This is a genomic window from Streptomyces lienomycini (assembly GCF_027947595.1).
Classification (GTDB): Bacteria; Actinomycetota; Actinomycetes; order Streptomycetales; family Streptomycetaceae; genus Streptomyces; species Streptomyces lienomycini.
The window spans coordinates 4,746,194-4,771,252 of record NZ_CP116257.1 but is presented as its reverse complement, the minus strand read 5'-3'; the positions used below and the strand labels follow the sequence as shown (position 1 = coordinate 4,771,252).

Annotated in this window: 23 protein-coding genes; 20 read left to right on the top strand and 3 right to left on the bottom strand. The window is 74.0% G+C overall.

The features are described from left to right. Nucleotides 1-57 precede the first annotated feature (57 nt). Complete coding sequence (locus BJ961_RS21630; protein ID WP_271414455.1) at nucleotides 58-435, bottom strand: hypothetical protein; 378 nt, start codon at nucleotides 433-435, stop codon at nucleotides 58-60. Beyond that, nucleotides 435-1,598 (bottom strand): Rieske 2Fe-2S domain-containing protein, encoded by a 1,164-nt coding sequence (locus tag BJ961_RS21625; RefSeq protein WP_271414454.1) that lies wholly within the window; start codon nucleotides 1,596-1,598, stop codon nucleotides 435-437. Before BJ961_RS21625 ends, BJ961_RS21630 begins: the two co-directional genes overlap by 1 nt. Nucleotides 1,599-1,814: 216 nt before the next feature. Here BJ961_RS21625 and BJ961_RS21620 point away from each other — a divergent pair, with 216 nt between their 5' ends. From BJ961_RS21620 to BJ961_RS21550, 15 genes are all read left to right on the top strand, one after another. Beyond that, complete coding sequence (locus BJ961_RS21620; protein WP_271414453.1) at nucleotides 1,815-2,561, top strand: SDR family NAD(P)-dependent oxidoreductase; 747 nt, start codon at nucleotides 1,815-1,817, stop codon at nucleotides 2,559-2,561. A gap of 148 nt (nucleotides 2,562-2,709) precedes the next feature. After that, nucleotides 2,710-3,870 carry a steroid 3-ketoacyl-CoA thiolase gene (locus tag BJ961_RS21615; RefSeq protein ID WP_271414452.1) on the top strand — a complete coding sequence of 387 codons (1,161 nt, stop codon included), beginning with the start codon at nucleotides 2,710-2,712 and terminating at the stop codon, nucleotides 3,868-3,870. 9 nt (nucleotides 3,871-3,879) lie between these two features. Then, nucleotides 3,880-6,084, top strand: coding sequence for an acyl-CoA dehydrogenase (locus BJ961_RS21610; protein WP_271414451.1), 2,205 nt, complete (start codon nucleotides 3,880-3,882; stop codon nucleotides 6,082-6,084). A 7-nt stretch (nucleotides 6,085-6,091) separates the two neighbouring features. Continuing rightward, complete coding sequence (locus BJ961_RS21605; protein WP_271414450.1) at nucleotides 6,092-6,985, top strand: MaoC/PaaZ C-terminal domain-containing protein; 894 nt, start codon at nucleotides 6,092-6,094, stop codon at nucleotides 6,983-6,985. Beyond that, nucleotides 6,982-7,674, top strand: a complete 693-nt coding sequence (locus BJ961_RS21600) for a PaaI family thioesterase (protein WP_271414449.1) — start codon at nucleotides 6,982-6,984, stop codon at nucleotides 7,672-7,674. The genes BJ961_RS21605 and BJ961_RS21600 overlap by 4 nt, the downstream gene beginning before the upstream one ends. 14 nt (nucleotides 7,675-7,688) lie before the next feature. After that, entirely contained in the window at nucleotides 7,689-8,459 is a 771-nt protein-coding gene (locus tag BJ961_RS21595) for an SDR family NAD(P)-dependent oxidoreductase (RefSeq protein WP_271414448.1), read from the top strand. Nucleotides 8,460-8,716: 257 nt separating this feature from the next. Then, a complete protein-coding gene (locus BJ961_RS21590) occupies nucleotides 8,717-10,378 on the top strand; it encodes an AMP-binding protein (RefSeq protein ID WP_271414447.1) in 1,662 nt (553 codons plus the stop codon). A 39-nt stretch (nucleotides 10,379-10,417) separates the two neighbouring features. Then, nucleotides 10,418-11,584 (top strand): acyl-CoA dehydrogenase family protein, encoded by a 1,167-nt coding sequence (locus tag BJ961_RS21585; protein ID WP_271414446.1) that lies wholly within the window; start codon nucleotides 10,418-10,420, stop codon nucleotides 11,582-11,584. After that, complete coding sequence (locus BJ961_RS21580; protein ID WP_271414445.1) at nucleotides 11,581-12,579, top strand: bifunctional MaoC family dehydratase N-terminal/OB-fold nucleic acid binding domain-containing protein; 999 nt, start codon at nucleotides 11,581-11,583, stop codon at nucleotides 12,577-12,579. The genes BJ961_RS21585 and BJ961_RS21580 overlap by 4 nt, the downstream gene beginning before the upstream one ends. After that, nucleotides 12,579-13,712, top strand: coding sequence for an acyl-CoA dehydrogenase family protein (locus BJ961_RS21575; protein WP_271414444.1), 1,134 nt, complete (start codon nucleotides 12,579-12,581; stop codon nucleotides 13,710-13,712). The genes BJ961_RS21580 and BJ961_RS21575 overlap by 1 nt, the downstream gene beginning before the upstream one ends. Beyond that, nucleotides 13,709-14,167 carry a MaoC family dehydratase gene (locus BJ961_RS21570; RefSeq protein ID WP_271414443.1) on the top strand — a complete coding sequence of 153 codons (459 nt, stop codon included), beginning with the start codon at nucleotides 13,709-13,711 and terminating at the stop codon, nucleotides 14,165-14,167. Before BJ961_RS21575 ends, BJ961_RS21570 begins: the two co-directional genes overlap by 4 nt. Beyond that, the gene (locus tag BJ961_RS21565; RefSeq protein ID WP_271414442.1) at nucleotides 14,164-15,348 is read left to right on the top strand and encodes a lipid-transfer protein; all 1,185 of its coding nucleotides are present in this window, start codon (nucleotides 14,164-14,166) and stop codon (nucleotides 15,346-15,348) included. Before BJ961_RS21570 ends, BJ961_RS21565 begins: the two co-directional genes overlap by 4 nt. After that, complete coding sequence (locus BJ961_RS21560) at nucleotides 15,345-16,196, top strand: MaoC/PaaZ C-terminal domain-containing protein (protein WP_271414441.1); 852 nt, start codon at nucleotides 15,345-15,347, stop codon at nucleotides 16,194-16,196. The genes BJ961_RS21565 and BJ961_RS21560 overlap by 4 nt, the downstream gene beginning before the upstream one ends. After that, nucleotides 16,189-16,977: a 2-keto-4-pentenoate hydratase gene (locus BJ961_RS21555; protein WP_271414440.1), complete on the top strand. Its 789-nt coding sequence runs from the start codon at nucleotides 16,189-16,191 to the stop codon at nucleotides 16,975-16,977. The genes BJ961_RS21560 and BJ961_RS21555 overlap by 8 nt, the downstream gene beginning before the upstream one ends. 103 nt (nucleotides 16,978-17,080) lie before the next feature. Beyond that, a complete protein-coding gene (locus BJ961_RS21550) occupies nucleotides 17,081-18,016 on the top strand; it encodes a 3-oxoacyl-ACP reductase (RefSeq protein ID WP_271414439.1) in 936 nt (311 codons plus the stop codon). Nucleotides 18,017-18,037: 21 nt separating this feature from the next. On the opposite strand, the gene BJ961_RS21545 is transcribed toward BJ961_RS21550, so the two are convergent. Further along, nucleotides 18,038-18,649 carry a TetR family transcriptional regulator gene (locus BJ961_RS21545; protein ID WP_271414438.1) on the bottom strand — a complete coding sequence of 204 codons (612 nt, stop codon included), beginning with the start codon at nucleotides 18,647-18,649 and terminating at the stop codon, nucleotides 18,038-18,040. A 206-nt stretch (nucleotides 18,650-18,855) separates the two neighbouring features. Between BJ961_RS21545 and BJ961_RS21540 the strand changes: the two genes are divergently transcribed. From BJ961_RS21540 to BJ961_RS21520, 5 genes are read left to right on the top strand one after another with little or no spacing between them, the layout of a single operon-like run. After that, complete coding sequence (locus BJ961_RS21540) at nucleotides 18,856-20,523, top strand: FAD-dependent oxidoreductase (RefSeq protein ID WP_271414437.1); 1,668 nt, start codon at nucleotides 18,856-18,858, stop codon at nucleotides 20,521-20,523. Nucleotides 20,524-20,536: 13 nt separating this feature from the next. Then, nucleotides 20,537-21,331, top strand: a complete 795-nt coding sequence (locus BJ961_RS21535) for an SDR family NAD(P)-dependent oxidoreductase (RefSeq protein WP_271414436.1) — start codon at nucleotides 20,537-20,539, stop codon at nucleotides 21,329-21,331. Nucleotides 21,332-21,390: 59 nt separating this feature from the next. Continuing rightward, the gene (locus BJ961_RS21530; protein ID WP_271414435.1) at nucleotides 21,391-23,040 is read left to right on the top strand and encodes a FadD3 family acyl-CoA ligase; all 1,650 of its coding nucleotides are present in this window, start codon (nucleotides 21,391-21,393) and stop codon (nucleotides 23,038-23,040) included. A 60-nt stretch (nucleotides 23,041-23,100) separates the two neighbouring features. Then, complete coding sequence (gene hsaA, locus BJ961_RS21525) at nucleotides 23,101-24,267, top strand: 3-hydroxy-9,10-secoandrosta-1,3,5(10)-triene-9,17-dione monooxygenase oxygenase subunit (RefSeq protein WP_271414434.1); 1,167 nt, start codon at nucleotides 23,101-23,103, stop codon at nucleotides 24,265-24,267. 12 nt (nucleotides 24,268-24,279) lie between these two features. Beyond that, nucleotides 24,280-25,047 carry an SDR family NAD(P)-dependent oxidoreductase gene (locus tag BJ961_RS21520; RefSeq protein ID WP_271414433.1) on the top strand — a complete coding sequence of 256 codons (768 nt, stop codon included), beginning with the start codon at nucleotides 24,280-24,282 and terminating at the stop codon, nucleotides 25,045-25,047. Nucleotides 25,048-25,059: the final 12 nt, after the last annotated feature.

Sequence of the window (25,059 nt, the reverse complement as noted above, 5' to 3'; positions counted from 1 at the left end):
TGTCCGCCGGGCCCGGGGAAGTGTCCCGGCGGACGGTCCTGGGCGGGTGCGCCGGGCTCAGGCCCGGGGATCGGGCGGGGAGCCCGGCCCCGGTCCTGAGCGGGGTGCGGGGCCGGGGCCCGCCGGGTCGACGACCTCGATCCGGCCGCGCAGCGCCGCCTCGCGGATGGTGTCGCGCAGGGACCGGCAGCCCTCGAAGGCCCCCTCGGTCCCGCCCGTCCCACTCGTCCCGTCCCCGTCGGTCGCGTCCCGTTCCGCGCAGGCCGCCGTGGCCCGCGCGGTCCACTGCACGCTCGTCTGCTGCCAGCTGCTCTTGCGCACCAGCACCTCGGCGGCGCACCGCTCGCAGGCCAGCGGCCGCATCGGGACCCCGTCGGCGCGCTGGGTGTCGAGCCGGTTGTCGATCCTGGTGTCGTTCTGTCGGCCGACGCGCATCAGACCGGCCGGCCCTCGCCGGCGGCGGCCTTGCGGGCGAGGTTGGCCTCGACCTCCCGCTGCCACGCCTCCACGGGCCGCGCGGTGTCCAGCTCGAACTCGAAGCGGTCGGTCATCTCCGCCGTCACCTCCCCGGCATCGACGTAGAACTGCCCGTACCAGCGGCGGAGTTGGTAGACCGGGCCGTCCTCCTCGCACAGCAGCGGGTTGTCGATGCGGGTCTTGTTCTTCCAGATCTCGATGTCCTGCTCGAAGCCGAGCTTGATGAACTGACCCATGCCCGCGGCGAGTTCGTCGGCCTCCTCGGCGGACAGGGACGCCGAGCGCTTGACGACGATGCCGTACTGGAGCACGAAGCGGTTCGCGTCCACCGGGTAGTGGCAGTTGATCAGGACCGAGCGCACGTCGTCGGCGTCCTCGTAGTGGTAGGTGAGGTCGTCGATCATGAAGGACGGGCCGTGGTACGAGGCCACCGAGTTGCTGCCGCTGGTCTTCGGTTTGCCGTCCTGCTCCTGCGGGCGCGCGTCGGGACGGCCGGTGCCGCGCATGTACTGGGTGGCGGTGTGCCCCTCGAAGACGTTCTTGAAGTACGTCGGGAAGGAGTAGTGGACGTAGAAGAAGTGGGCCATGTCCACGACGTTGTCGACGACTTCACGGCAGTTGGCGTCGACCACGGTCTCGTACCAGAGCCAGTCGGTCCACTCGTCGCTCGTGGCGCCCTCGATGCGGGGGATGGTCACGTCCGCGGGCGGCGGGTTGCCCTCGGGGTCGTTCCAGACGAAGAGCATGCCGTCCTGGTCCAGCGTCGGCCAGGCCGCCGTACGGGCCCGCAGCGGGACCCGCTTGGAGTACGGGATCTGCTTGCAGCGGCCGTCGCCGCCCCAGCGCCAGTCGTGGAAGGGACAGGCCACCTGGTCGCCCTTGACCGTGCCCTGGGAGAGGTCGCCGCCCATGTGCCGGCAGTAGGCGTCCAGGACGTTGAGCGTGCCGTCACCGGCCTGGAACACCACGAGCTTCTGGCCGAAGGCCGTCACGGCGTGCGGCTTGCCGTCCTTGTACTTCTCGGCGAGGCCCAGGCAGTGCCAGCCGCGCGCGAAGCGGGTCGGTGCCGCGGCCGCCTCGATGGCCCTGACGTCGTCGTGTGCTGACTCGACTGCGCTCACGTTGCTCTCATCCCCTCAGGACGCGTGGTCTCCACGGTCCGGACGGTAGGCGCGGACATCCGGGTCCACGGCGGTGAGTCCCACTGACCGGTACCGCCGGTCCCGGGCCGCGCGAGGGGCGGTCCCGCTCGGTGGGACAGGGCCCTCTCCATCGCGGCCGGCGGGCGTACAGTCCGCCGCCCCGTCCGTCGGCACACGCCGTGAAGAGGAGCCGCGATGAACCGCTTCGAAGGTACGAAGGTCCTGCTCACCGGGGGTGGATCCGGCATCGGGCGGGCCACCGCGCTGCGTCTGGCCGCGGAGGGCGCGGCGCTGTTCGCCGTCGACCTGTCCGGCGAGGGACTGGCCGAAACGGCCGCCGCGGCCTCCGGTCCCGGGCGGATCGCGACCCGCGTCGCCGACGTCGCCGACGAGGCCGCGGTGGTGGCGGCAGTCCGGGCGGCGGCGGACGAACTCGGCGGCCTCGACGTCCTGGTGAACGTCGCCGGCATCCACCGCACCACGCCGATCGACCGGCTGACCGTCGCCGACCTGCACCACCTCTTCACGGTCAACGCCGTGGGCACCGCCCTGTTCTGCCGGGAGGCCCTGCCGCTGCTGCCGGACCGCACCGGCGTCGTCGTCAACGTCGCCTCGTCGGCCGCGGCACACGGGAACCCGTACATGACCGCCTACGCCGCCTCCAAGGGCGCCGTCCTCGGCTTCTCCCTGTCCCTCGCGGCCGAGGTCGCCCACCGGGGCATCCGCGTCGTGCCCGTCTCGCCCGGCTCGGTCGCCACGCCGCTGGCCGGGCCGCACGTGCTGCCGCCCGACCTGGACGTCTCGTACTACGGGCGGATCCGCTCCCCGTTCGGCGCCGCCGAGCCCGAGCAGATCGCCGGGGTGATCGCCTTCGCGGCGTCCCGCGACGCGGGGTACCTCACCGGGGCCGAGCTGCGGGTGGACGGGGGGTCGCACATCTGACGAGGTCCCCCTGGGGGCCGAGTGGCCGCCGGCCACTGAGCGGGACTGGATCTTGCCCACTTCCAGAACGAATTCTAGTTTTTGGAGCAGCAGCACCCACAGTCAGCCAGTCCCGGGCCCCACGCCCCCTCACCCCATACGGAGAGCCATGACCGAGGCCGTCATCGTCGAAGCCGCGCGGACACCGGTCGGCCGGCGCCGCGGTGTCCTGTCCGGGCTCCACCCGGCGGAGCTCCTCGGGCTCGCCCAGAAGGGCCTCGTCGAGCGGGCCGGCATCGCCCCCGACACCGTGGAGCAGGTCATCGGGGGCTGTGTCACCCAGGCCGGTGAGCAGTCCAACAACGTCACCCGCAACGCCTGGCTGCACACCGGGCTCCCGCACACCACCGCCTGCACCACCATCGACTGCGCCTGCGGATCGTCCCAGCAGGCCGTGCACCTGGTCGCCGGTCTGATCGCCTCGGGCGCCATCGAGACCGGCATCGGCTGCGGCGTCGAGTCGATGAGCCGGGTCTTCCTCGGCAAGGCCCTCACGCCCGACACCGGCGTGCCCGTGCCGGAGAGCTGGTCCCTGGACATGCCGGACCAGTTCACCGCCGCCGAGCGCATCGCCCGGCACCGGGGCATCACGCGGGCCGACGCGGACGCCCTCGGCCTCGCCTCCCAGCGCAACGCCGCCCGCGCCTGGGCGGAGGGCCGCTTCGAGCAGCAGATCATCGGCGTCGAGGCCCCCGTGATCGGCGCCGAGGGCCCCACCGGCGAGACCGCCCTCGTCACCCGCGACCAGGGCCTGCGCGACACCACTCCCGAGGCACTGGCCGCACTCAAGCCGGTCCTGCCCGACGGCATCCACACCGCGGGCAACAGCTCCCAGATCAGCGACGGCGCCGCCGGCGTCCTGCTGATGAGCCGCGAGCGCGCCGCCCGCGAAGGACTGCGCCCACGCGCCCGGATCGTGGCCTCCACCATGGTCGGCTCCGACCCCTACTACCACCTGGACGGCCCGGTCGCCGCGACCGAACGGGTCCTGCGCACCGCCGGCATGACCCTCGACGACATCGACCTCGTCGAGATCAACGAGGCCTTCGCCTCCGTCGTCCTGTCCTGGGCCCAGGTCCACCAGGCCGACATGGACAAGGTCAACGTCAACGGCGGCGCCATCGCCCTCGGCCACGCCGTCGGCTCCACCGGGGCCCGGCTCGTCACCCAGGCCCTGCACGAACTGGAGCGCACCGGCAAGTCCACCGCGCTGATCACCATGTGCGCCGGCGGGGCGCACTCCACCGCCACCGTCATCGAACGCGTCTGAGGAGCCGCCATGACCATCGGGCTCACCCAGGAGCACCGCGACCTGCGCGACGCCGTACGCGCCTTCGCGAACCGGCACATCACCGAGAACACCCTCCGCGAGGCGGCCGACGCCGACAAGGAGATCCTCCCCGGCCACTTCAACGGCCTCGCCGAGCAGGGGCTGCTCGGACTGCACCTGCCGGAGGACGCGGGCGGCGCCGGATACGGGCTGGTCGAACTCGCCGTCGTCACCGAGGAACTGGGGCGGGCCATGGCGCCCGGACCCTTCCTGCCGACGACGCTCGCCTCCGCCGTCCTGCACGCCGCCGGACACCGCACCCACCTCGCCGCGCTCGCCTCCGGCACCTCCGTCGGCGCCGTCGCGCTCGCCCCCGGCACCCTCGCCCTCACCCGCGCCGCCGACGGCACGGCCACCCTCACCGGCACCTCCGAACTCGTCGTCGGCGGCCACCTCGCCGACGTGTTCGTGCTGCCCGCCGCCGACGGGGGCCGCACCACCTGGCTCGTGCTGCCCCGCGCCGCCGTCGACACCACCGACGTCCGCAGCCACGACCTCACCCGCCGCTCCTCCCGGGTGACGGCGCGCTCGGTGCCCGTCCCGGCCGCCGACCTCCTCGCCCTCGAACCGGAGCGCCCCCGGGACCTCGCCGCCACCCTGTTCGCCGCCGAGGCCTCCGGCATCGCCGACCGCTGCGTCACCACCGCCTCCGACTACGCCCGGGTGCGCGAGCAGTTCGGGCGTCCCATCGGCCAGTTCCAGGGCGTCAAGCACCGCTGCGCCCGCATGCTCGCCCAGGCCGAGCAGGCCCGCGCCTGCGCCTGGGACGCCGCCCGCGCCGGCGACCCGGGCGGCGCGGACCCCGGCGAGGCCGCGCTGGCCGCCGCCGTGGCCGGTGCCGTCGCCGTCGAGGCCGCGTTCGTCACCGCCAAGGACTGCGTCCAGGTGCTCGGCGGCATCGGCTTCACCTGGGAACACGACGCCCACCTCGCGCTGCGCCGCGCCCAGACCCTGCGCGTCGCCCTCGGCCCCACCGCCGCCTGGCGCCGCCGCGTCGCCCGCCTCGCCCTGGACGGCACCCGGCGCAAGCTGGGCGTGGAACTGCCGCCGGAGGCCGAGACCGTGCGCGAGGGCATCCGCGCCGAACTGCGGGAGGCCGCCGCCCTGGAGGGCAGGGACCGCTCCGTCCACCTCGCCGACCACGGCTACACCGCCCCGCACCTGCCCGCCCCCTGGGGCAAGGGCGCCGACCCGGTGACCCAGCTCGTCATCGCCGAGGAACTGGACGCCGCGGACCTCACCCCCGTCGACATGATCATCGGCGGCTGGGTGGTGCCCACCCTCATCGCCCACGGCGACGACACCCAGCGCGAGCGGTTCCTCGCCCCGAGCCTGCGCGGCGACATCCGCTGGTGCCAGCTCTTCAGCGAACCCGGCGCGGGCTCCGACCTCGCCGGACTCACCACCCGCGCCGAGAAGACCGAGGGCGGCTGGCGCATCAACGGGCAGAAGGTGTGGACGTCCATGGCCCGAGACGCCCACTGGGGCGTCCTGCTCGCCCGCACCGACACCGGCGTGCCCAAGCACAAGGGCATCTCGTACTTCCTCCTCGACATGACCAGCCCCGGCCTGGACATCCGGCCGCTGCGGCAGATCACCGGGGAGTCCGAGTTCAACGAGGTCTTCCTCGACGACGTGTTCGTCCCCGACGACCTGCTCGTCGGCACGCCCGGCGACGGCTGGAAACTCGCCCGCACCACCCTCGCCAACGAACGCGTCGCCCTCTCCCACGACGCCGTCGGCTCCGGCGCCGAAACCCTGCTGGAGATCGCCGCCTGCGGCGGACCGGACTTTGACGGCCTGGACGGGGAACGCCTCACCACCCTCGGCGGCCACCTCTGCGACGCCCAGACCGGCGCCCTCCTCGCCCTGCGCACCACCCTGCGCACCGTCTCCGGACAGCAGCCCGGCGCCGAGGCGTCCATCGCCAAACTCCTCGGGGTCGAGGACCAGCAGCGGGTCTGGGAGACCTGCGTGGACTGGCAGGCCGACGCCGCGCTCACCGGCGAGGGCGAACGCCACGACGCCATGTGGATGTTCCTCAACTCCCGCTGCCTGTCCATCGCGGGCGGCACCACCGAGGTCCAGCTGAACATCATCGGCGAGCGCCTCCTCGGCCTGCCCCGCGACCCCGAGCCCACCCGGAAAGGCTGACCCGACCATGCCCATCGACCGCGACAAGGCGCTGCGCGCGGACCCCTCCGTCCGCGAGATCCGCTGGACCACGCGCGACGTTCTCCTCTACCACCTGAGCCTGGGCGCCGGCGGCGCCGCGGCCACCGACCCCGAGCTGCACCTGACCTACGAGAAGAACCTCCTGGTGCTGCCCACCTTCGCCCTGGTGGCCGGCACCGGCCCCTCCGCCGGGGAGGCGCCCGCGCCGGGTCTGGAGATGCCCGGCGTCGACGTCGACCTGCGCGCCGTACTCCACGCCGGACAGGGCCTGCGGGTGCACCGCCCCCTGCCCGCCTCGGGCACCGCGACCCTGCGCTCCCGCGTCGCCGAGGTGTGGGACAAGGGCAAGGCCGCGCTCGTCGTCCTGGAGTCGGCGGCCACCGGCGCCGACGGCGCACCGCTGTGGACCACGACCACCCGCATCTGGGCCCGCGGCGAGGGCGGCTTCGGCGGCGGCCCCGGCCCCGAGGAACACACGGCGGCACCGGAACGCCCCGCCGACACCGTCCTCACCACCGCCACCACACCCCAACAGGCCCTGTGGTACCGGCTCAACGGCGACCTCAACCCGCTCCACGCCGACCCCGCCTTCGCCCGCTCGGCCGGTTTCGAACGGCCGATCCTGCACGGCCTCGCCTCCTACGGACTGGTCGCCAAAGCCCTGGTCGACGGCGTCCTCAACGGCGACGTCAGCCGCCTCACCGGCCTCACCGTGCGCTTCGCGGGACCCCTCGTCCCCGGCGAGTCCATCGTGACGTCCGTGTGGCGCGACGGACCACCGGACGACGACGGCACCCAGCGGCTCCTGCTGCACGCCGCCTGCCCCGAGCGCGACGACGCGCCCGTGCTCACCCACGCGACGGCGACGGTGCGCCCGTGAACGCCCGCGCCGCAGACGAAGCCGCCCGGTCCGGATCAGCCGCCGAAGGCACCCCGGAACCCGCGCCCACGCCCGTCACGGGCCCCCGCCTCGTGGCCGAGCCCCGCACCGACGGCGTCGACGCCGCGGTCGCCGCCGCCCGCCGCCTGGTCACCGCCCTGCTGCGGGCCGGTGACGGAACCGGCGCCGACATGACCGAGATCGCCGCACGCCTCGACGCCGTCACCGGCCGGCTCACCGAGAAGGCCCCCACCGTCCCCGAACGCCTCGCCGAGATGTGGCGCGGCGAGGGCGTCACCCGCCACGACCCCGTCACCGGCCCGGAGAACGCCATAGCCCCGCCGCTCGTCCTGCACGGCCGGGAGGACCGCTCCATCGAGGGCGTCGTCACCCTCGACCTGCCCTACCAGGGCCCGCCCGGCCACGTGCACGGCGGCGTCTCGGCGCTGCTCCTCGACCACACCCTGGGCGTCGCCAACCACTGGGCGGGCACCTCGGGGATGACCGCCGAACTCACCCTGCGCTACCTGCGGCCCACCCCGCTGTTCGAGCCCCTCACCGTCACCGGGCGGCAGGTCTCGGTGGACGGCTCGCGGATCCGCACGGTCGGCGAGATCACGGCCGGCGGCCGGGTCTGCGTCACCGCGGAGGGCCTGTTCGTCAACAAGCAGCTGCCGCGGCCGAGCTGAGGAGGGAGGCGACCATGACGAATCCGGTACGGAACCTCGACGGCAAGGTGGCCCTCGTCAGCGGCGCCGGCCAGGGCGTGGGACAGGGCATCGCCCTCGCGCTGGCCTCCGAGGGCGCCCGCATCGCCGTCCTCGGGCGCACCGCGGCCAAACTGGAGGCGACCTGCGAGCTGCTGCGGGCCAGGGGAGCGGAGGCGGAGCCGTTCGTCCTCGACGTGCTGGACACGGACCGCATCCCCGGCACCGTCGACGCCGTCGCCGCGCGCTTCGGCGGCCTCGACATCCTGGTCAACAACGCCTACACCGGCTGCTACGGACCGCTGCTGTCGCTGTCCGGCGCCCAGTTCCGCAAGGGCTTCGAGAGCGGACCGTTCGCGGCGTTCGCCTTCATGAACGCCGCGCACCCCCACCTGAAGCGGAACGGCGGAGCGATCGTCAACGTCGTCACCTCCGCCATGGTCCGCTGGGACCTGAGCACCTACGGGGCCTACGCGGCGGCCAAGACCGCCCTGCGCACCCTCACCAGGGCCGCCGCCAACGAGTGGGGCCGCGACGGCATCCGCGTCAACGCCATCGCCCCGCACGCCGTGTCACCCGCCTACGCCACGTGGCAGGACGCCCACCCGGAGGAGGCCGCCGAGTTCAGCGCGACCATCCCGCTGGGCTACGTCGGCGACTGCGAACGGGACATCGGGCGGGCCGTGGTGATGCTGTGCGGACCGGACGCCCGCTACCTGACCGGCGCCACGGTGCCGCTCGACGGCGGGCAGGCCAACTTCGACTGACCACCCGGCGCCCCCGATCCGAGCCCCCGGGCACCGCCGGCAGCACGCGCCCACGCCCGTCCCTCCCGGTCAGCGGGATCGCCCCGGCCCGGCCGCCCCGGCCGCGGCTAGCGTCGCCGACGGCGGGAGGGACCGGGGGCGGACACGGCCCGAGAGGGCGCCGTACGACCACCACCAACGGAACGCGGGCGCACCACCGGCGCCCCGTCGCCGTACCGACACCGGCAGACCCGTCCACCGGGTGAGAGGGACCGACGTTGCCACACCAGACGATTGCCGACCTGCTGCTCGCCCGCGCCGGGGACGACCACCCGGGCCTGCTGACCCGCGAACGGACCTGGACCTGGGGCGAGGTGGTCGACGAGAGCGCCGCCCGCGCCGCCCTGGCCGCCGAACTGCGCACCGAGGGGCCGTTCCACATCGGCGTACTCCTCGACAACGTGCCCGAGTACGTGTTCTGGCTCGGCGGAGCCGCCCTGGCCGGCGCGGCCGTCATCGGCATCAACCCGACCCGGCGCGGCGCCGAACTCGCACGCGAAGTGCGGCACACCGAGTGCCAGTTGATCGTCACCGACCGGGCCGGTCTCGACCTGCTCGACGGCCTGGACGTCGGTGTGAAGCGCGACCGCTTCCTCGTCGTCGACGACCCCGGGTACGCGACCGGCCTCGCCGCCCACGCCGGGCGGGGACCCGCGCACGCCGCCCCGGACGTCACGGCCACCACGACCATGCTGCTCCTGCTCACCTCCGGCACCACCGGCACCTCCAAGGCGGCCATCTGCTCGCAGGGCAGGCTCGCCGCGCTCGGCGCCGCCAACAGCGCCAAGTACGACATCACCCGCGCCGACACCTGCTACTGCCCGATGCCGCTGTTCCACGGCAACGCCCTGATGGCCCTGTGGGCGCCGGCCCTCAGCGCGGGCGCCACCATCGCCCTCACCCGCAAGTTCTCCGCGTCCGGCTTCCTGCCCGACGTCCGCCACTACGGCGCCACCTACTTCACCTACGTCGGCAAGGCCATCGGCTACGTCCTCGCGCTGCCCGAGACACCGGACGACGCCGACAACCGGCTCACCCACGCCTTCGGCACCGAGGCCTCGCCCGAGGACGCCGACCGGTTCCTGGCCCGGTTCGGCTGCCGTCTCGTCGAAGGGTACGGGTCCAGCGAGGGCGCCGGCATGCTCAAGCGCGTCGCCGACGGACCGGTGGGCGCCCTCGGCAGACCCGCCCGCGACGGCGTCCGCATCGTCGACCCGACGACCCGCCGGACCTGTCCGCCCGCCCTGCTCGACGCCTACGGCCGGGTGCGCAACCCCGAGGAGGCCATCGGCGAGATCGTCGACACCGAGGGCGCCGCCCGCTTCGAGGGCTACTGGAACAACGAGGCGGCCAACGCCGAACGGGTCAGGCACGGCTGGTACTGGACCGGTGACCTCGGCTACGTGGACGAGGCCGGCTACTTCTACTTCGCGGGCCGCTCCGGGGACTGGATCCGCGTCGACGGCGAGAACATCTCCGCGCTGCTCACCGAACGCGTCCTGCGCAGGCACCCGGGCGTCGTCGCCGCCGGCGTCTTCGGCGTGCCCGACCCCCGCTCCGGCGACCAGGTGATGGCCGCCGTCGAGATCCCCGACGGCACCCGCTTCGAGGACCTGGACCTGCCCGGATTCCTCGCCCGCCAGGAGGACCTGGGCACCAAGGGCGCCCCGCGCTACGTCCGCGTCTCGCACGCGCTGCCCACCACGGGCTCCAACAAGCTGCGCAGGAAGGAGATGCAGCTCGACGGCTGGCGCACCGACGACCCCGTATACCGCTGGACGGGCCGCGGCGGCCCCGCGTACGCGCCGATGACCGACGACGACAAGACCGCCCTGCGCGACGAGTTCCTCGCCAACGGCCGCGGACGCTTCCTGCCCTGACCGGCGACGACCAGGGCGACGACCTAGGAGTGACGAGACATGCACCTGCGTGAGAGCGCCGCGCACCGCGAGCTGCGGCGGGAACTGCGGGCCTACTTCGCGGGCCTGATGCCCGAGGACGAACGCCGCCGCGTCGGCGAGGAGGGCGTCGGCGGCGACCGCTTCCGCGAGGTCGTCAAACGGCTCGGCGCCGACGGCTGGCTGGGCATCGGCTGGCCCACCGAGTACGGCGGCCAGGGCCGGTCCGTCGAGGACCAGTACGTGTTCTTCGACGAGGTCCAGCGGGCCGGGCTGCCCTTCCCCTTCGTCACCGTCAACACGGTCGGCCCCACCCTCATGGCGCACGGGTCCGAGGAGCACCGCAGGCGGTTCCTGCCCGGCATCCTCTCCGGCGACATCGTGTTCGCCATCGGCTACACCGAGCCCGAGGCAGGCACCGACCTCGCCTCGCTGACCACCCGGGCCGTACGCGACGGCGACACCTACGTCGTGGACGGCTCCAAGATCTTCACCAGCGGCGCCAACACCGCCGACTACGTGTGGCTCGCCGCCCGCACCGACCCGGACGCCCCCAAACACCAGGGCATCTCCATCCTCATCGTGCCCACCACCGACGAGGGCTTCGACTGGAGCCCCATCCGCACGGTGGGCGGCATGGTCGTCACCGCCACCTACTACAGCGGCGTACGCGTCCCCGCGGCCGACGTCGTCGGCGAGGTGAACGGCGGCTGGCGGCTGATCACGGCCCAGCTGAACCACGAGCGCATCGGCCTCGCCGCCCTAGGCGGCCGCATGATCCAGCTCTGGGAACGCGTCCTGGACTGGGCGAAGGAGAACGGCACGGCCGACATCCCCTGGGTGCGCCAGGAGTTCGCCCGCACCCACGCCCGGCTGGAGGCGATGCGGCTGATGAACTGGAAGATGACCGGTGCCGTCGCCGCCGACACCCTGACCGGCGCCGACGCGGGCGCCGCCAAGGCGTACGGCACCGAGACCCACATCGCCGTCCAGCGCGGCCTGACGCAGATCCTCGGCGCGGCCGGCCGCATCCGGCCCGAGTCACCGGGCGCCGTCCTCGCCGGACAGATCGAACAGCTCTCCCGGCAGGGCGTCGTGAACACCTTCGGCGGCGGCGTCAACGAGATCCTGCGCGACATGGTCGCCACCCAGGGCCTCGGCCTGCCGCGCAAGGGGCGTGGCGCGTGACCGGGCGGGAGGACACCGGTCGGGACGCCGGGTACGAGGAGCGGCTGCGGGCCTTCACCGGACGCGAGCTGCGCCCCCTCACCCCGGCCCAGGACCCGGTCAACCAGCCGATGATCCGGCACTGGACGGAGGCGATGGGCGACACCAACCCCGTCCACACCGACGCCGGGGCGGCCCGTGCGACCGGACGCGGGGGCGTGGTGGCACCGGCCTCGATGATCCAGGCATGGACGATGCGCGGCTACGCCGCAACCGTCTCCCCGCCGGCCGGGCGGGACGGCTTCGACGAACTGGTCGACCTCCTCGACGAGGGCGGCTACACCTCCGTGGTGGCCACCGACTCGGAGTTCACCTTCCTGCGCGAGCTGGAGCCCGGTGACCACGTCGCCGTCCGCGAGACCGTGGAGTCGATCTCGGCGGAGAAGCGGACCGGGCTGGGCACCGGCAGGTTCGTCACCACCCTCAAGACGTACACCGACCAGCACGGCGAGACCGTCGCCACCCAGCGCTGGCGCACCCTCCGGTTCCGCCCGGCACCGGCAGCGGCTCCAGAGCCGGAACCGCTGACGGAGCCCGCCCCGCCCCCGGCCCTGCGGCCCCGCCCGGCCATCAACCGGGACAACGCCTTCTTCTTCGACGGCGCCAGGCAGCACCGGCTGCTCGTCCAGCGCTGCGCCGCCTGCTCCGCCCTGCGCCACCCGCCGGGCCCCTGCTGCCCGGAGTGCAACTCGCTGGAGTGGGACACCGTCGAGGCCTCCGGCCACGGTCACGTGTACAGCTACGTCGTCAACCACCACCCGCGCCACCCGGCCTTCGACTTCCCCCTGCTCGTCGCGGTCGTCGAACTCGCCGAGGGCACCCGCCTCATCACCAACCTGACCGGGGTCGCGCCCGACGACGTCGCGATCGGCATGCCCGTGGTCCTCGACTGGCTCGACGCCGACCCCGATCTGACCCTGCCGGTGTTCCGGCCCGCCCCGACGGAGGCACCCTGATGGATTTCTCCCTGGGAGAAGAGCTCGAAGCGGTCCGTGACCTGGCGCGGGAGATCTTCACCGACCGAGCGACGCCCGAGCGGCTGCGCGAGGTGGAGACCTCACCCACCCGGACCGACACCCGTCTCTGGGCGGACCTGGCCTCGGCCGGACTGCTCGGCGCCGTACTGCCGGAGGCGGACGGCGGCGCGGGACTCGGCATGGCGGGGCTCTGCGTCCTCCTCGAGGAGCAGGGCCGCAGGGTGGCACCGGTACCGCTGTGGCCGGCCCTGGTCGGTGGTCTCGCCGTCGCCGCGCACGGCACCCCGCGACAGCGGGCGGAGCTGCTGCCGGGCCTCGCGAGCGGCGAGGTACGGCCGACCGTCGCGCTGGAGGAGTTCGGTCCCGCCGACCCGCTCACGCCCCGCACCAGGGCGACGCCGGACGACACGGTCCAGCACGGCCCGCGCTGGCGGCTGACCGGCACCAAGGCCGTCGTACCCGCGCCGGACGGCGCCCGGCACGTCCTGGTCACCGCGACCACCGACGCGGGCCCCGGCCTGTTCCTGGTCGCCTCGGACGCCCCCGGGCTGACCCGGGAACCCGCCGAGACCACCACGCACGACATGAGCGGCCACCTCGCCCTCGACGGCGCCCCGGCCGAAGCCGTGGGCACACCCGGCGACGGCGCCGTGGCGGCACTGGTCCGCGACGCCTCCGTGGCGCTGGCCGCCGTCCAGGTGGGCGTGGCCCAGGGCGCCCTGCGGTACGCGGCCGACCATCTGGGCGGACGCCTGCAGTTCGGCCGCCCGCTGGCCACCTTCCAGGCCGTGCAGCACCAACTCGCCGACTGCTACATCGACATCGACGCGATGCGGGTCACGCTGTGGCAGGCCGTGGACGCGCTGCGGGAACCGTTCGACGCCGCGGACGCCGACCGGGCCGCCCTGGTCGCCAAGTGGTGGGCCACCGAGGCCGGTCTGAACACCGTCCACCGCGTCCAGCACGTGCACGGCGGCATCGGCGTCGACACCGACTACCCGGTGCACCGCCACTTCCTGTGGGGCAAGCAGATCTCCACCACCCTGGGCGGCGCGGGCGCCGACCTGGAGCGGCTCGGCGCCCTGCTGACCGGCGCGGCGGTGGCCTCATGAGCCCCGTCCAGGACACCACTCCTGCCGTCCCCGCCACCCGCGCCTACGCCGAGGTCGCCGTCGGCGACGTACTGCCGGACCTGGCGATCCCGGTGACACGCACCCTGATCGTCGCGACGGCGCTCGCGAGCCGCGACTACCAGGACGTGCACCACGACCCCGGACTCGCCCGCGAGCGCGGCTCCAAGGACGTCTTCATGAACATCCTGACCAGCAACGGCCTGGTCGAGCGCTACGTCACCGGCTGGGCCGGACCCGCCGCCGTCGTCAAGGCCATCCGCATCCGGCTCGGCGCCCCCAACCACCCCGGCGACACCATGGTGCTCACCGGCACGGTCACCGCGAAGTCCGACGCGGACCACCACGTCGACGTCGCCGTCAAGGGCACCAACGGCATCGGCGCCCACGTCACCGGCACCGTGACGGTGCGCCTGCCCGGGGAGGCGACGCCATGACCACCGGCACCCTCTCCCCGGCCGCCGCCGTGGTCGGCATCGGCGCCACCGAGTTCTCCAAGAACTCCGGACGCAGCGAACTCCAGCTCGCCTGCGAGGCCGTGCTCGCCGCCCTCGCCGACGCCGGCCTGACCCCCGCCGACGTGGACGGCCTGGTCACCTTCACCGCCGAGACCAACTCCGAGATCCACCTCGCCCGCAACACCGGCATGGGCGACCTGACGTTCTTCTCCCGCATCGGCTACGGCGGCGGCGCGGGCTGCGGCACCGTCCAGCAGGCGGCCATGGCCGTGGCCACCGGCGCCGCCGAAGTCGTCGTCTGCTACCGGGCGTTCAACGAGCGCTCCGGCGAACGCTACGGGCTCGGCCAGGCCGCCCGCCCCATGGACACCACCGCCGACCGGGCCGCCTACGCCTGGATGACCCCGTTCGGGCTGAGCACCCCCGCCCAGTGGGTTGCCATGTTCGCCCGCCGCTACCTCCACGAGTACGGCGCCACCACCGACGACTTCGGCCGCGTCGCCGTCGTCGACCGAAAGCACGCCGCGAACAACCCCGCCGCCTGGTTTCACGGCCGCCCCATCACCCTCCAGGACCACCGGGACTCCCGCTGGATCGCCGAGCCGCTGCGGCTGCTCGACTGCTGCCAGGAGACCGACGGCGGCCAGGCCCTCGTCGTCGTCTCCGCCGAACGCGCCCGCGACCTGCCCCACCCGCCCGCGCTGATCCGCGCCGCCGCCCAGGGCCTCGGCGCCGACCAGCACATGATGACCAGCTACTACCGGCCCACCATCACCGGCATCCCCGAGATGGGCCTGGTCGGGCGGCAGCTGTACCGGCAGAGCGGCCTCGGCCCCGACGACGTCGACGCGGCGATCCTCTACGACCACTTCACCCCGCTGGTCCTGCCCCAGCTGGAGGAGCTGGGCTTCTGCAAGCCCGGCGAGGCGAAGGACTTCATCGCCGACGGCCACCTCGAACTCGGGGGACGGCTGCCCCTCAACACCCACGGCGGGCAGCTCGGCGAGGCCTACCTGCACGGCATGAACGGCATCGCCGAGGGCGTCCGCCTGGTCCGCGGCACCTCCGTGAACCAGCCGGACGGCGTCGGCCACGTCCTGGTCACCGCCGGGACCGGAGTCCCCACCAGCGGCCTGATCCTGGGAGCCGACCACCGATGACCAGCACCCGCGCGTGGCACGGCCACGACCTCGGCACCCGCACCGTCTCCTACACCGAGCGCGACGCCATCCTGTACGCCCTCGCCGTCGGCGCCCCGGCCGACCGGCTGGACCTCGTCTACGAGCGGGACCTGCGCGTCCTGCCCACCTTCGCCCTCACCCTCGCCCAGTGGGCGCCCGACGCCCTCGGCGCTCTCGGCGCATTCGACGTCACCACCGCCGTGCACGGCAGCCAACGCCTCACCGTGAAACGCCCGTTGGAGCGTTCCGGCGAGCTGGTGACGTCCGCGCGGGTCGCCGCCGTGTGGGACAAGGGCTCCGCCGCCGTGTTCGACGTCGAGGTGGACTGCGACCGCTTCACGGCCACCTGGTCGATCTTCGCCCCCGGCAGCGGCGGATTCGGCGGCGAGCGCGGCCCCTCCGCCCCCCGCCGCCCGGACCGGCCGACCGACCACCGGCTGACCGTGCCCACGCACTCCCGGCAGGCCGCCCTCTACCGGCTGCTCGGCGACCGGCACGCCATGCACATCGACCCCGGGGCGGCGAAGGCGGCGGGCATGCCCCGGCCGTTCCTGCACGGTCTGTGCACCCTCGCCGCGGCGCTGCTGCCGCTCGCCGACACCCTCGGCGCGCACCCCGCCGACCTGGCGGAACTCCAGGCCCGGTTCGCCGCCCCCGTCTTCCCGGGCGACCCGCTCGCCCTGCACGGCTGGACCGGTGACGACACCGGCGTCCGCTTCGAAGCGGCGGCCGACGACGGACGCACCGTGCTCTCCGGCGGCCGCGCCCGCTTCGCCCCCGACCGGGGCCCCGCCGCACCGACCCGCGAGGAGACCCCCGATGCTTGACCCCGCACAGCGCGCCGAGGCCGCCGAACTGCTCCGCACCGCACAACGCGACCGGGCCCCCGTCGACCCGCTGACCACCACCTGGCCGGACATCGACGCCACCGACGCGTACGAGATCCAACTGCTCAACATCCGAGAGCAGTTGAAGGCGGACGGCGTCACCGTCCACGGGCACAAGGTCGGCCTGTCCTCCAAGGTCATGCAGCAGATGATGGGCGTCGACGAACCCGACTACGGCCACCTGCTCTCCGACATGGTGCTGACCGAGGGGACACCCGTCGACACCGGCCGCTACTGCCAACCGCGCATCGAGGTCGAGATCGGGTACGTGCTCGGCCGGAGCCTGCCCGGCGAGGGGTGCACCACCGCGGACGTCCTCGCCGCCACCGAGTACGTCGTGCCCAGCATCGAACTCATCGACAGCCGCATCAGGGACTGGAAGATCGGTCTCGCCGACACCATCGCCGACAACGCGTCCTCCGCCGGGGTGCTCCTCGGCGCCGCCCGCGTCCGCCCGGCCGACCTGGACCCCGCCGACGTCGCCGCCGTCCTGTACCGGGGCGGCGAGGAGATCGCCCGGGGCAACACCAGCGCCGTACTGGGCGACCCGACCGAGGCGGTCGCGTGGCTGGCCCGCAAGGTGGCCTCCTACGGGGTGCGCCTGGAGGCCGGGCACGTCGTGCTGCCGGGCTCGTGCACCCGGGCGGTGGACGTGCGGCCGGGGGAGGAGTTCCGGGCCGAGTTCGAGGGACTCGGCTCCGTGTCGATCGCCTTCGCCTGAGCACCGTCCGCCCGCCGGCGCCTCGGGCGCCCCCCTACGACCACATCGGCTCGACCGGTCACGCACCACGCGACACCGGAACAGGAACACGGAAAGAGGCAGCATGAGCACCACGAACACCACCCTGGAGGGGCGTACCGCCGTCGTCACCGGTGCGGGCGCGGGACTCGGCCGGGCCGAGGCGCTCGCCCTCGCCGGACTCGGCGCCAACGTGGTGGTCAACGACGTCGGCCCGGCGGCCGACGACGTGGTCGCCGAGATCAAGGCCCTGGGCGCCGGCGCGGTCGCCGTGACCGGTGACGTGGGCGACTGGTCCATGGGCGAGCGCCTGGTGGCGGCCGCCGTGGAGACCTTCGGCGGCCTCGACGTCGTCGTCAACAACGCGGGCGTACTGCGCGACCGGATGCTCTTCAACCTCTCCGAGTCCGACTGGGACGACGTCCTCCGCGTCCACCTCAAGGGCCACGCCGGTCTCTCCCGCGCCGCCGCCGTGCACTGGCGGGCCGCCTCCAAGGCGTCCGGCGCCCCCGTCTACGGCCGGGTCGTCAACACCAGCTCCGAGGCCTTCCTGTTCGGCGCCCCCGGTCAGCCGAACTACTCCGCGGCCAAGGCCGGGATCACCGCGCTCACCCTGGCCACCGCCCAGGGCATGTCCCGCTACGGGGTGCGCGCCAACGCCATCTGCCCGCGCGCCCGCACCGCCATGACCGCCGACTCCTTCGGCGAGGGCGTCGACGCGCCCGGCGGCCTCGACATCATGGCCCCCGAACGCGTCGCCACCCTGGTCGCCCACCTGGCCTCACCGGCCGCCGACGGGATCAACGGGCAGGTCTTCGTCGTCTACGGCGACATGGTCGCCCTGCTCGCGCCGCCCACGGTGGAGCACAAGTTCACCGCCGCCGACGGCACCTTCACCCCCGAGGAGCTCGACGCCCAGCTGACGCCGTACTTCACCGGCCGGGACCCCTACCGGAACTACGCCGCGTACAGCGTCGCCGCGCTCGACACGACGGGCACCCAGCAGACCCCGACGGGCTGAGAACCCGGCGCCTCGCCCCCGTCAGACCCCGTCGCCGCCGGGGGCGAGCAGCAGCCGGCAGGCCATCCGCAGGTCGGCGTCGGCCTCCTCCGGGGAGATCCGCTCGTTGAGCCGGGACTGCAGGACGCCGTACCAGAGCAGGGTCAGCAGCCGCAGCCGGGCGACATGGTGCTCCGTGGGGTCCTCGACGGCCCAGGCCCGCAGCAGCAGGTCGAGGAAGCCCGTGTCGACCCGGGCCAGGTCGGGGACGGTCGAGGCACGGGCCGCGTTCGCCGACTGGATCATCGCGGTGGCGAGCTCCGGCCGGCGCAGCAGACTGCGGGTGGCACCCGCCAGCGTCGCGAAGACGGCGTCCTCGGGCGAGTCGTGCCCGGTCCGGTCCGCGAGCCGCGCGCCGAGCCCCTCGATCTGGTCGGCCATCACGGCCGTGAACAGGTGCGTCTTCGACGGGAAGTACCGGTACAGGGTGCCGATCGCCACCCCCGCCGACTTGGCCACCTCGTGCATCTGCACCCGCTCCAGCCCCGTCTCGGCGGCGATGTCCGCCGCCGCCCGCAGGATGCTCTGCCGGCGTGCGTGCTGCCGGGGCGAACTGGGCTCGGCCCCCGCCCTGGCCTCGGCGATTCTGGGCACCGCTCTCCCTCCAGGCGCTCGATCGTCTTGTGGCGACGGTCTTCGACAATACGCGCGACCGGGCCGCACGTCAGGTGCCCACCGGCCCTCGTACCGGTCAGTGGGACCGCTCCCGCCCGCACCGACGTCGGCGCGGTCTGCTGAGGCCGCACACCACCGCACCACCACGTACCACTGAGCACCACCGACTGGCAGGAGGGGCATCCATGCGGGACGGCCGACGGGAAGGCGACGCCACCCACGGCGCCATACACGGGCCCACCGGCGACGCGATCCACGACGTGATCGTCGTCGGATCCGGCGCGGGAGCCATGACCGGGGCCCTGGTGGCCGCCGCGGACGGCCTGGACACGGTCGTCCTGGAACGGGCGCCGCTGCTCGGCGGCACCTCCGCCTACTCCGGGGCCGCCTGCTGGCTGCCCGGCACCCAGGTGCAGGAACGCGCCGGACTCGGCGACTCCACCGACGCCGCCCGCACCTACCTGCGGGCCCTCGTCGGCGACGCCGGATCGGACCGCCGGGAGGCCTTCCTGCGCCACGCGCCCGAGCTGGTCGCCCGGCTGGAACGCGACCCGGCCGTGGAGTTCGAGTGGCGGGCCTTCCCCGACTACGTCGCCGCCCCGGGCCGCATGGACGCCGGGCGTTCGTTCGTGCCGCGCGACCTCCCCCAGGAGGAACTGGGCGACCTGCTGCCCCTGGTCCGCCCGGCCGTCGACCGGGACCGGGCCGGGCAGGGCCACCCCGACGGACCGCTGACCGCCGGCCGCGCCCTGATCGGCCGCCTCCTGCTCGCCGCCACCCGCACCGGCAACGCCACCGTGCGCACCGGGCACCGCGTCACCGGGCTGGTCACCGAGAACGGCCGGGTGACCGGCGTCGAGGCCGAGACCCCGCACGGCACGGTCACCGTACGGGCCCGCAAGGGCGTGCTGCTGGCCGCCGGCGGCTTCGAGGGCGACGACGCGCTACGGTCCGAGCACGGCGTGCCCGGCGCCGCCGCGTGGACCATGGCACCCCCGGGGGCCACCACGGGCGACCTGCTGCGCGCCGCGGTCCGGATCGGGGCCGCCACCGACCTGATGGACGAGGCCTGGTGGTGCCCCGGCACCGAACGGCCCGACGGCAGCGCCGCGTTCACCCTCGGTCTGCGCGGCGGCATCGTCGTGGACGCGCACGGGCGGCGCTTCGCCAACGAGTCACTGCCGTACGACCGCATGGGCCGCGCCCTCGCCACCGCGCAGGCACCCGCCCACCTGATCTTCGACTCCCGTGAGGGCGGCGGCCTGCCCGCCATCACCGTGCCGCCCGCCGACCCGGCGCAGCACCTCGCGGCCGGCGTGTGGGTGAAGGCCGACACCCTGCCCGAACTCGCCGAACGCCTCGGCGTCCCGGCCGACGCCCTGACCGAGACCGTCGCCCGCTTCAACGGCCACGCCGCCACCGGCACCGACCCGGACCACCACCGCGGCGAGGACCCCTACGACCGGTTCTTCGCCGACACCCGCCACGCGCCGGGACCCAACCCCTGCCTGGTCCCGCTGGACCGCCCGCCCTACTACGCGGCCCGCCTCGTCCTCGCCGACCTCGGCACCAAGGGCGGCCTGCGCACCGACGTCCACGCCCGCGTCCTCGACGGCGACGGACACCCGATCCCCGGCCTGTACGCCGCCGGGAACACCGGCGCCTCCTTCACCGGCGGCGTCTACCCGGGCCCCGGCGTCCCCATCGGCACCGGGATGGTCTTCGCCTCGCTGGCCGTGCGGGACATGACCTCCCCCGACGCGGTCCCGGCCACGCTCCCGGCCAGTGGGATCACCGGCGGCGCCGCCCGAGAGGCACGTTCTACGGTCACCGCACCGCCGGCCAGGGACTGAGGAGAGGTACTCGATGATCGACAAGAGCGTGTACGGGCCGTGGGCGGTCGTCGCCGGGGGCTCCGAGGGAGTCGGTGCCGCGTTCGCCGAGCAACTCGCGGACGCCGGGATCAACCTGGTCCTGATCGCCCGGAAACCGGGACCGCTGCACGAGACCGCCGACCGGGCCCGCGCCCGGGGCGTCGAGGTCCGCACCCTCGCCCTCGACCTGCTCGACCCCGGAGCCCTGGCGGCCGTCCGCACGGTCACCGACGGACTCGAGGTCGGGCTGCTGATCTTCAACGCCGGTGCGAACACCTACGGCCACGACTTCGTCACCGGCGACCTCGACGGCGTCCAGGGCGTCCTGGACCTGAACATCACCGCGCAGCTCGCCCTCACCCACCACTTCGGGGCCCTGATGAAGGCACGGCGCCGCGGCGGCATCATGCTGGTCGGCTCCCTCTCCGGCTACCTGGGGCAGGCCCGGATCAGCGTCTACTCCGCGGCCAAGGCGTTCAGCCGGGTCTTCGCCGAGGGCCTGTGGCTGGAGCTGCGCGAGTACGACGTGCACGTCCTCGAACTGGTCCTGGGCGTCACCCGGACCCCCGCGATGGAACGCGCCGGCCTGCGCATGGACCTCCCCGGTCTCCGCGTCGCCGAACCGGACGACGTCGCCCGGGAGGGCCTCGACCACCTCGCCGACGGGCCCGTGCGGGTCGCCGGGGGCAACGCGGAGACCGCCGAGCGGCGCAGCGGCTTCCCCCGCGCCGAACTCGTCCTGGGCGCGCACGAGGCCTCCCAGCGGCTGCTGCCCTCGTCCACCTGACGGGCGCCGCCGCACCGCACCCTCACCGACCGCGTACGCCGTCACCTCCCGGAGAGCAGATGAGCGAGCCCGAGCCCCCACTCACGATCCCCGGCGCCCTGGACCTCGCCGCCGCCCGCGCCCCCGACCGCGAGGCACTGGTGGACGACGACGTACGGCTGAGCTGGCGGGAACTGCGCGACCAGGTGCGGGCCGCCGTCAAGTCGCTGATCGCGCTCGGCACGCGCCCCGGTGACCGGATCGCCGTCTGGGCGCCCAACGGCCACCGCTGGGTGGTGGCCGCGCTCGCCGTCACCTCGGCCGGCGCCGTGCTGGTCCCCGTCAACACCCGCTACAAGGGCGGCGAGGCCCGCGGGCTCCTCGAACGTGGCGCCGCCAGGCTGCTGTTCGTCGAGAACGGCTTCCTCGGCAAGGACTACCTGGCCATGCTGAGGGACGGCGCGGAGGCACCGGAGGAGACGCTTCCCGTACCGTCCCTGCCGGGCCTGGCAGCCGTGGTGACCCTCGACGGCGACGGCGACGGCGACGAGGACGGCGAGGACGGTGCGGGTGGCGCACGGGGCGGAGAGGACCGTCCCGGCACCCTGCCCTGGCGGGACTTCCTCGCCTACGGCGCCCACCTGCCCGACGACGAGGTCACCGTCCGTACCGCCTCCGTGCGCCCGGACGACCCGTCCGACCTGCTCTTCACCTCGGGCACCACCGGGCGGCCCAAGGGCGCGCTGACCACCCACCGCCAGAACCTCACCACGTACCGGGCCTGGAGCGCGCGCACCGGAGTCACCGGCGACGACCGCTACCTGATCCTCAACCCGCTCTTCCACTGCTTCGGCTACAAGGCGGGCGTACTCGCCTGTCTCCTTCGCCGGACCACCATGGTGCTGCAACCGGTCTTCGACGTGAACCGGGCCCTGCGCGCCGTCGAGACCGAACGGATCAGCGTCCTGCCGGGCCCGCCCACCATCTACACCGAACTGCTCGACGCCCCCGACCGGTCCCTGTTCGACCTGTCGTCGCTGCGTCTCGCGGTGACCGGCGCCGCCGTGGTGCCCGTCGCCCTGGTCCGGCGCATGCGCGCCGAACTGTTCCCCGAGGTGCTCACCGCCTACGGCCTCACCGAGTCCTGCGGCACGGTCAGCGTCTGCTCCGCCGACGACGACGCGGAGACCGTGGCGCTGACCGCGGGCCGCCCCATCGACGGCGTCGAGGTGCGCGTCACCGACGGCGACCGGCGCCCGCTGCCCGCCGGGCAGGACGGCGAGATCCTGGTCCGCGGCTACAACGTGATGCTCGGCTACCTGGACGACCCGGCGGCCAGCGCGGCCGCCGTCGACGCCGACGGCTGGCTGGCCACCGGAGACGTCGGCCACTTCGACCCGCGCGGCAACCTGGTCCTCACCGGACGCTCCAAGGACATGTTCGTGGTCGGCGGGTTCAACGTCTACCCGGCCGAGATCGAGCAGGTCCTCACCGGGCACGACGCCGTTTCCGAGGCCGCCGTGATCGGCATCCCCGACCCACGGCTCGGGGAGGTCGGCCGGGCCTACGTGACGGCCCGCCCCGGCGCCGGGAGCGATCCCGGCGTCCTGCTCGACTGGTGCCGCGAGCGGCTCGCCAACTTCAAGGTCCCCCGCGAGGTCGTCGTCCTGGGGGCGCTGCCGCGCAACGCCGCCGGCAAGGTCGACAAGGCCGCGCTGCGCACCGACTGACACCCGCGGCGCCACGACGCACCGCACGGACACGGCCCGCGAGGGCCTGGAGGACGGACGATGGGCAATCAGGTTCTGGAGTCGGTACGCGCCCTGCTGCCCGGCATCGGCAAACGGGCCGTCGCCGCGGACGAGGCACGCCGCATACCGGAGTCCACGATCCGCGAGCTGACCGGCGCGGGCGTCTTCCGGATGCTGCAACCCGCCCGGTACGGCGGCCTGGAGAGCGACCCGGTCGACTTCTACCAGGTGGTGCGGGCGATCTCCGCCGTCTGCTGCTCCACCGGCTGGGTCGCCTCGGTCCTGGGCGTGCACCCCTGGCAGCTGGGCCTGTTCCCACGCCGGGCGCAGGACGACGTCTGGGGCGAGGACCCCGACACCCGCATCTCCTCCTCGTACGCGCCGGTGGGCCGGCTCACCCCCGTCGACGGCGGCTACCGGCTCACCGGCCGCTGGAGCTTCTCCTCCGGCTGCGAGCACGCCACCTGGGCCCTGCTCGGCGCCCTGGTCGTCGGTGCGCAGGGACGGCCGGTCGACTTCCTCACCGTGCTGGTGCCGCGCTCGGACTACACCATCGAGGACGCGTGGGACGTGGTCGGGCTGCGCGGCACCGCCAGCAACGACATCGTCGTCGAATCGGCGTTCGTGCCCGACCACCGGGTGCTGCGCAACTACGAGCAGGCCCGGCTGAAGGTGCCCGGGCAGCAGGTCAACAAGGGGCCGCTGTACCGTCTGCCGTTCGGCGCGATCTTCACCAGCGCCGTCACGGCCCCGGTGATCGGCGCCGTGTCGGGCGGCTACGAGTCGTACGTGTCGCTGATGAAGGAGCGGGTGCGGCTCAGCCTGGGCGGAGGCCGGTTCACCGAGGACCCCTTCGCCCAGGTCGCCATCGCGCGCGCCGCCTCCGACATCGACGCGACCGTCCTGCAGATGGACCGCAACCTGCGCGAACTGTCCGAACTCGCCGCCGCTGAGCGGGAGATACCCATGGAACTGCGGTTGCGTACCCGGCGCGACCAGGTCCGGGGCACCGAACGGGCCGTCGCCGCGATCGACCTGCTCTTCAAGACCGCCGGCGGCAACGCGCTGCGCCGCGGCAACCCCGTCGAGCGCGCCTGGCGCGACGCCCACGCGGGCAGCGTGCACGTCGCCAACGACGTGGAACGCGCGCTCGCCATGTACGGCCGCGGGGCGTTCGGCCTCACGGTGGAGGACAACCTGGTCTGAGGAGGAGCACACATGCGGCTCGAAGGACGCGTCGCGATCGTCACCGGCGCCGGGGACGGCATCGGCGCCGCGGTGGCCCGGCGGTTCGCCGCCGAGGGGGCCAGGGTGCTGGTCGCGGAGGTGAACGAGGAGACCGGCCGGGCGGTGGCCGACGCGATCGGCGGCCGCTTCCTGCGCACCGACGTCGGCGACAAGGCCCAGGTGCTGGCCATGGTCGACACCGCGGTGCGGGAGTTCGGCGGCGTCGACATCCTGGTCAACAACGCCTGGGCGGTCGGCGACCTCGGCAGGGTGGAGGACAAGACCGACGAGATGCTGGCCCGGGGGATGGGCATCGGCTTCTACGGCCCGTTCCGGGCGATGCGGGCGGCGTTTCCGCACATGCGGGAGCGGGGCTGGGGCCGGGTCGTCAACATGTGCAGCCTCAACGGCGTGAACGCCCACATGGGCACCCTGGAGTACAACGCCGCCAAGGAGGCCCTGCGCACCCTGACCCGCACCGCGGCCCGGGAGTGGGCCCCCACCGGGGTCGTCGTCAACGCGATCTGCCCCGGCGCCAAGAGCGCGGCCTTCCGGCGGCGGATGAGCGCCAACCCCGAGCTGGAGAAGCAGGTCGGCGCCATGAACCCGATGGGACGGATGGGCGACCCGGACGAGGACGTCGCCCCGGCCGCGCTGTTCCTCGCGAGCGAGGACGCCCGGTACGTCACCGGCAACACCCTCTTCGTCGACGGAGGTTCGCACATCAACGGCGTGGCCTGGGCCCCCGACCTGCTGTGACCGACCCGAGCC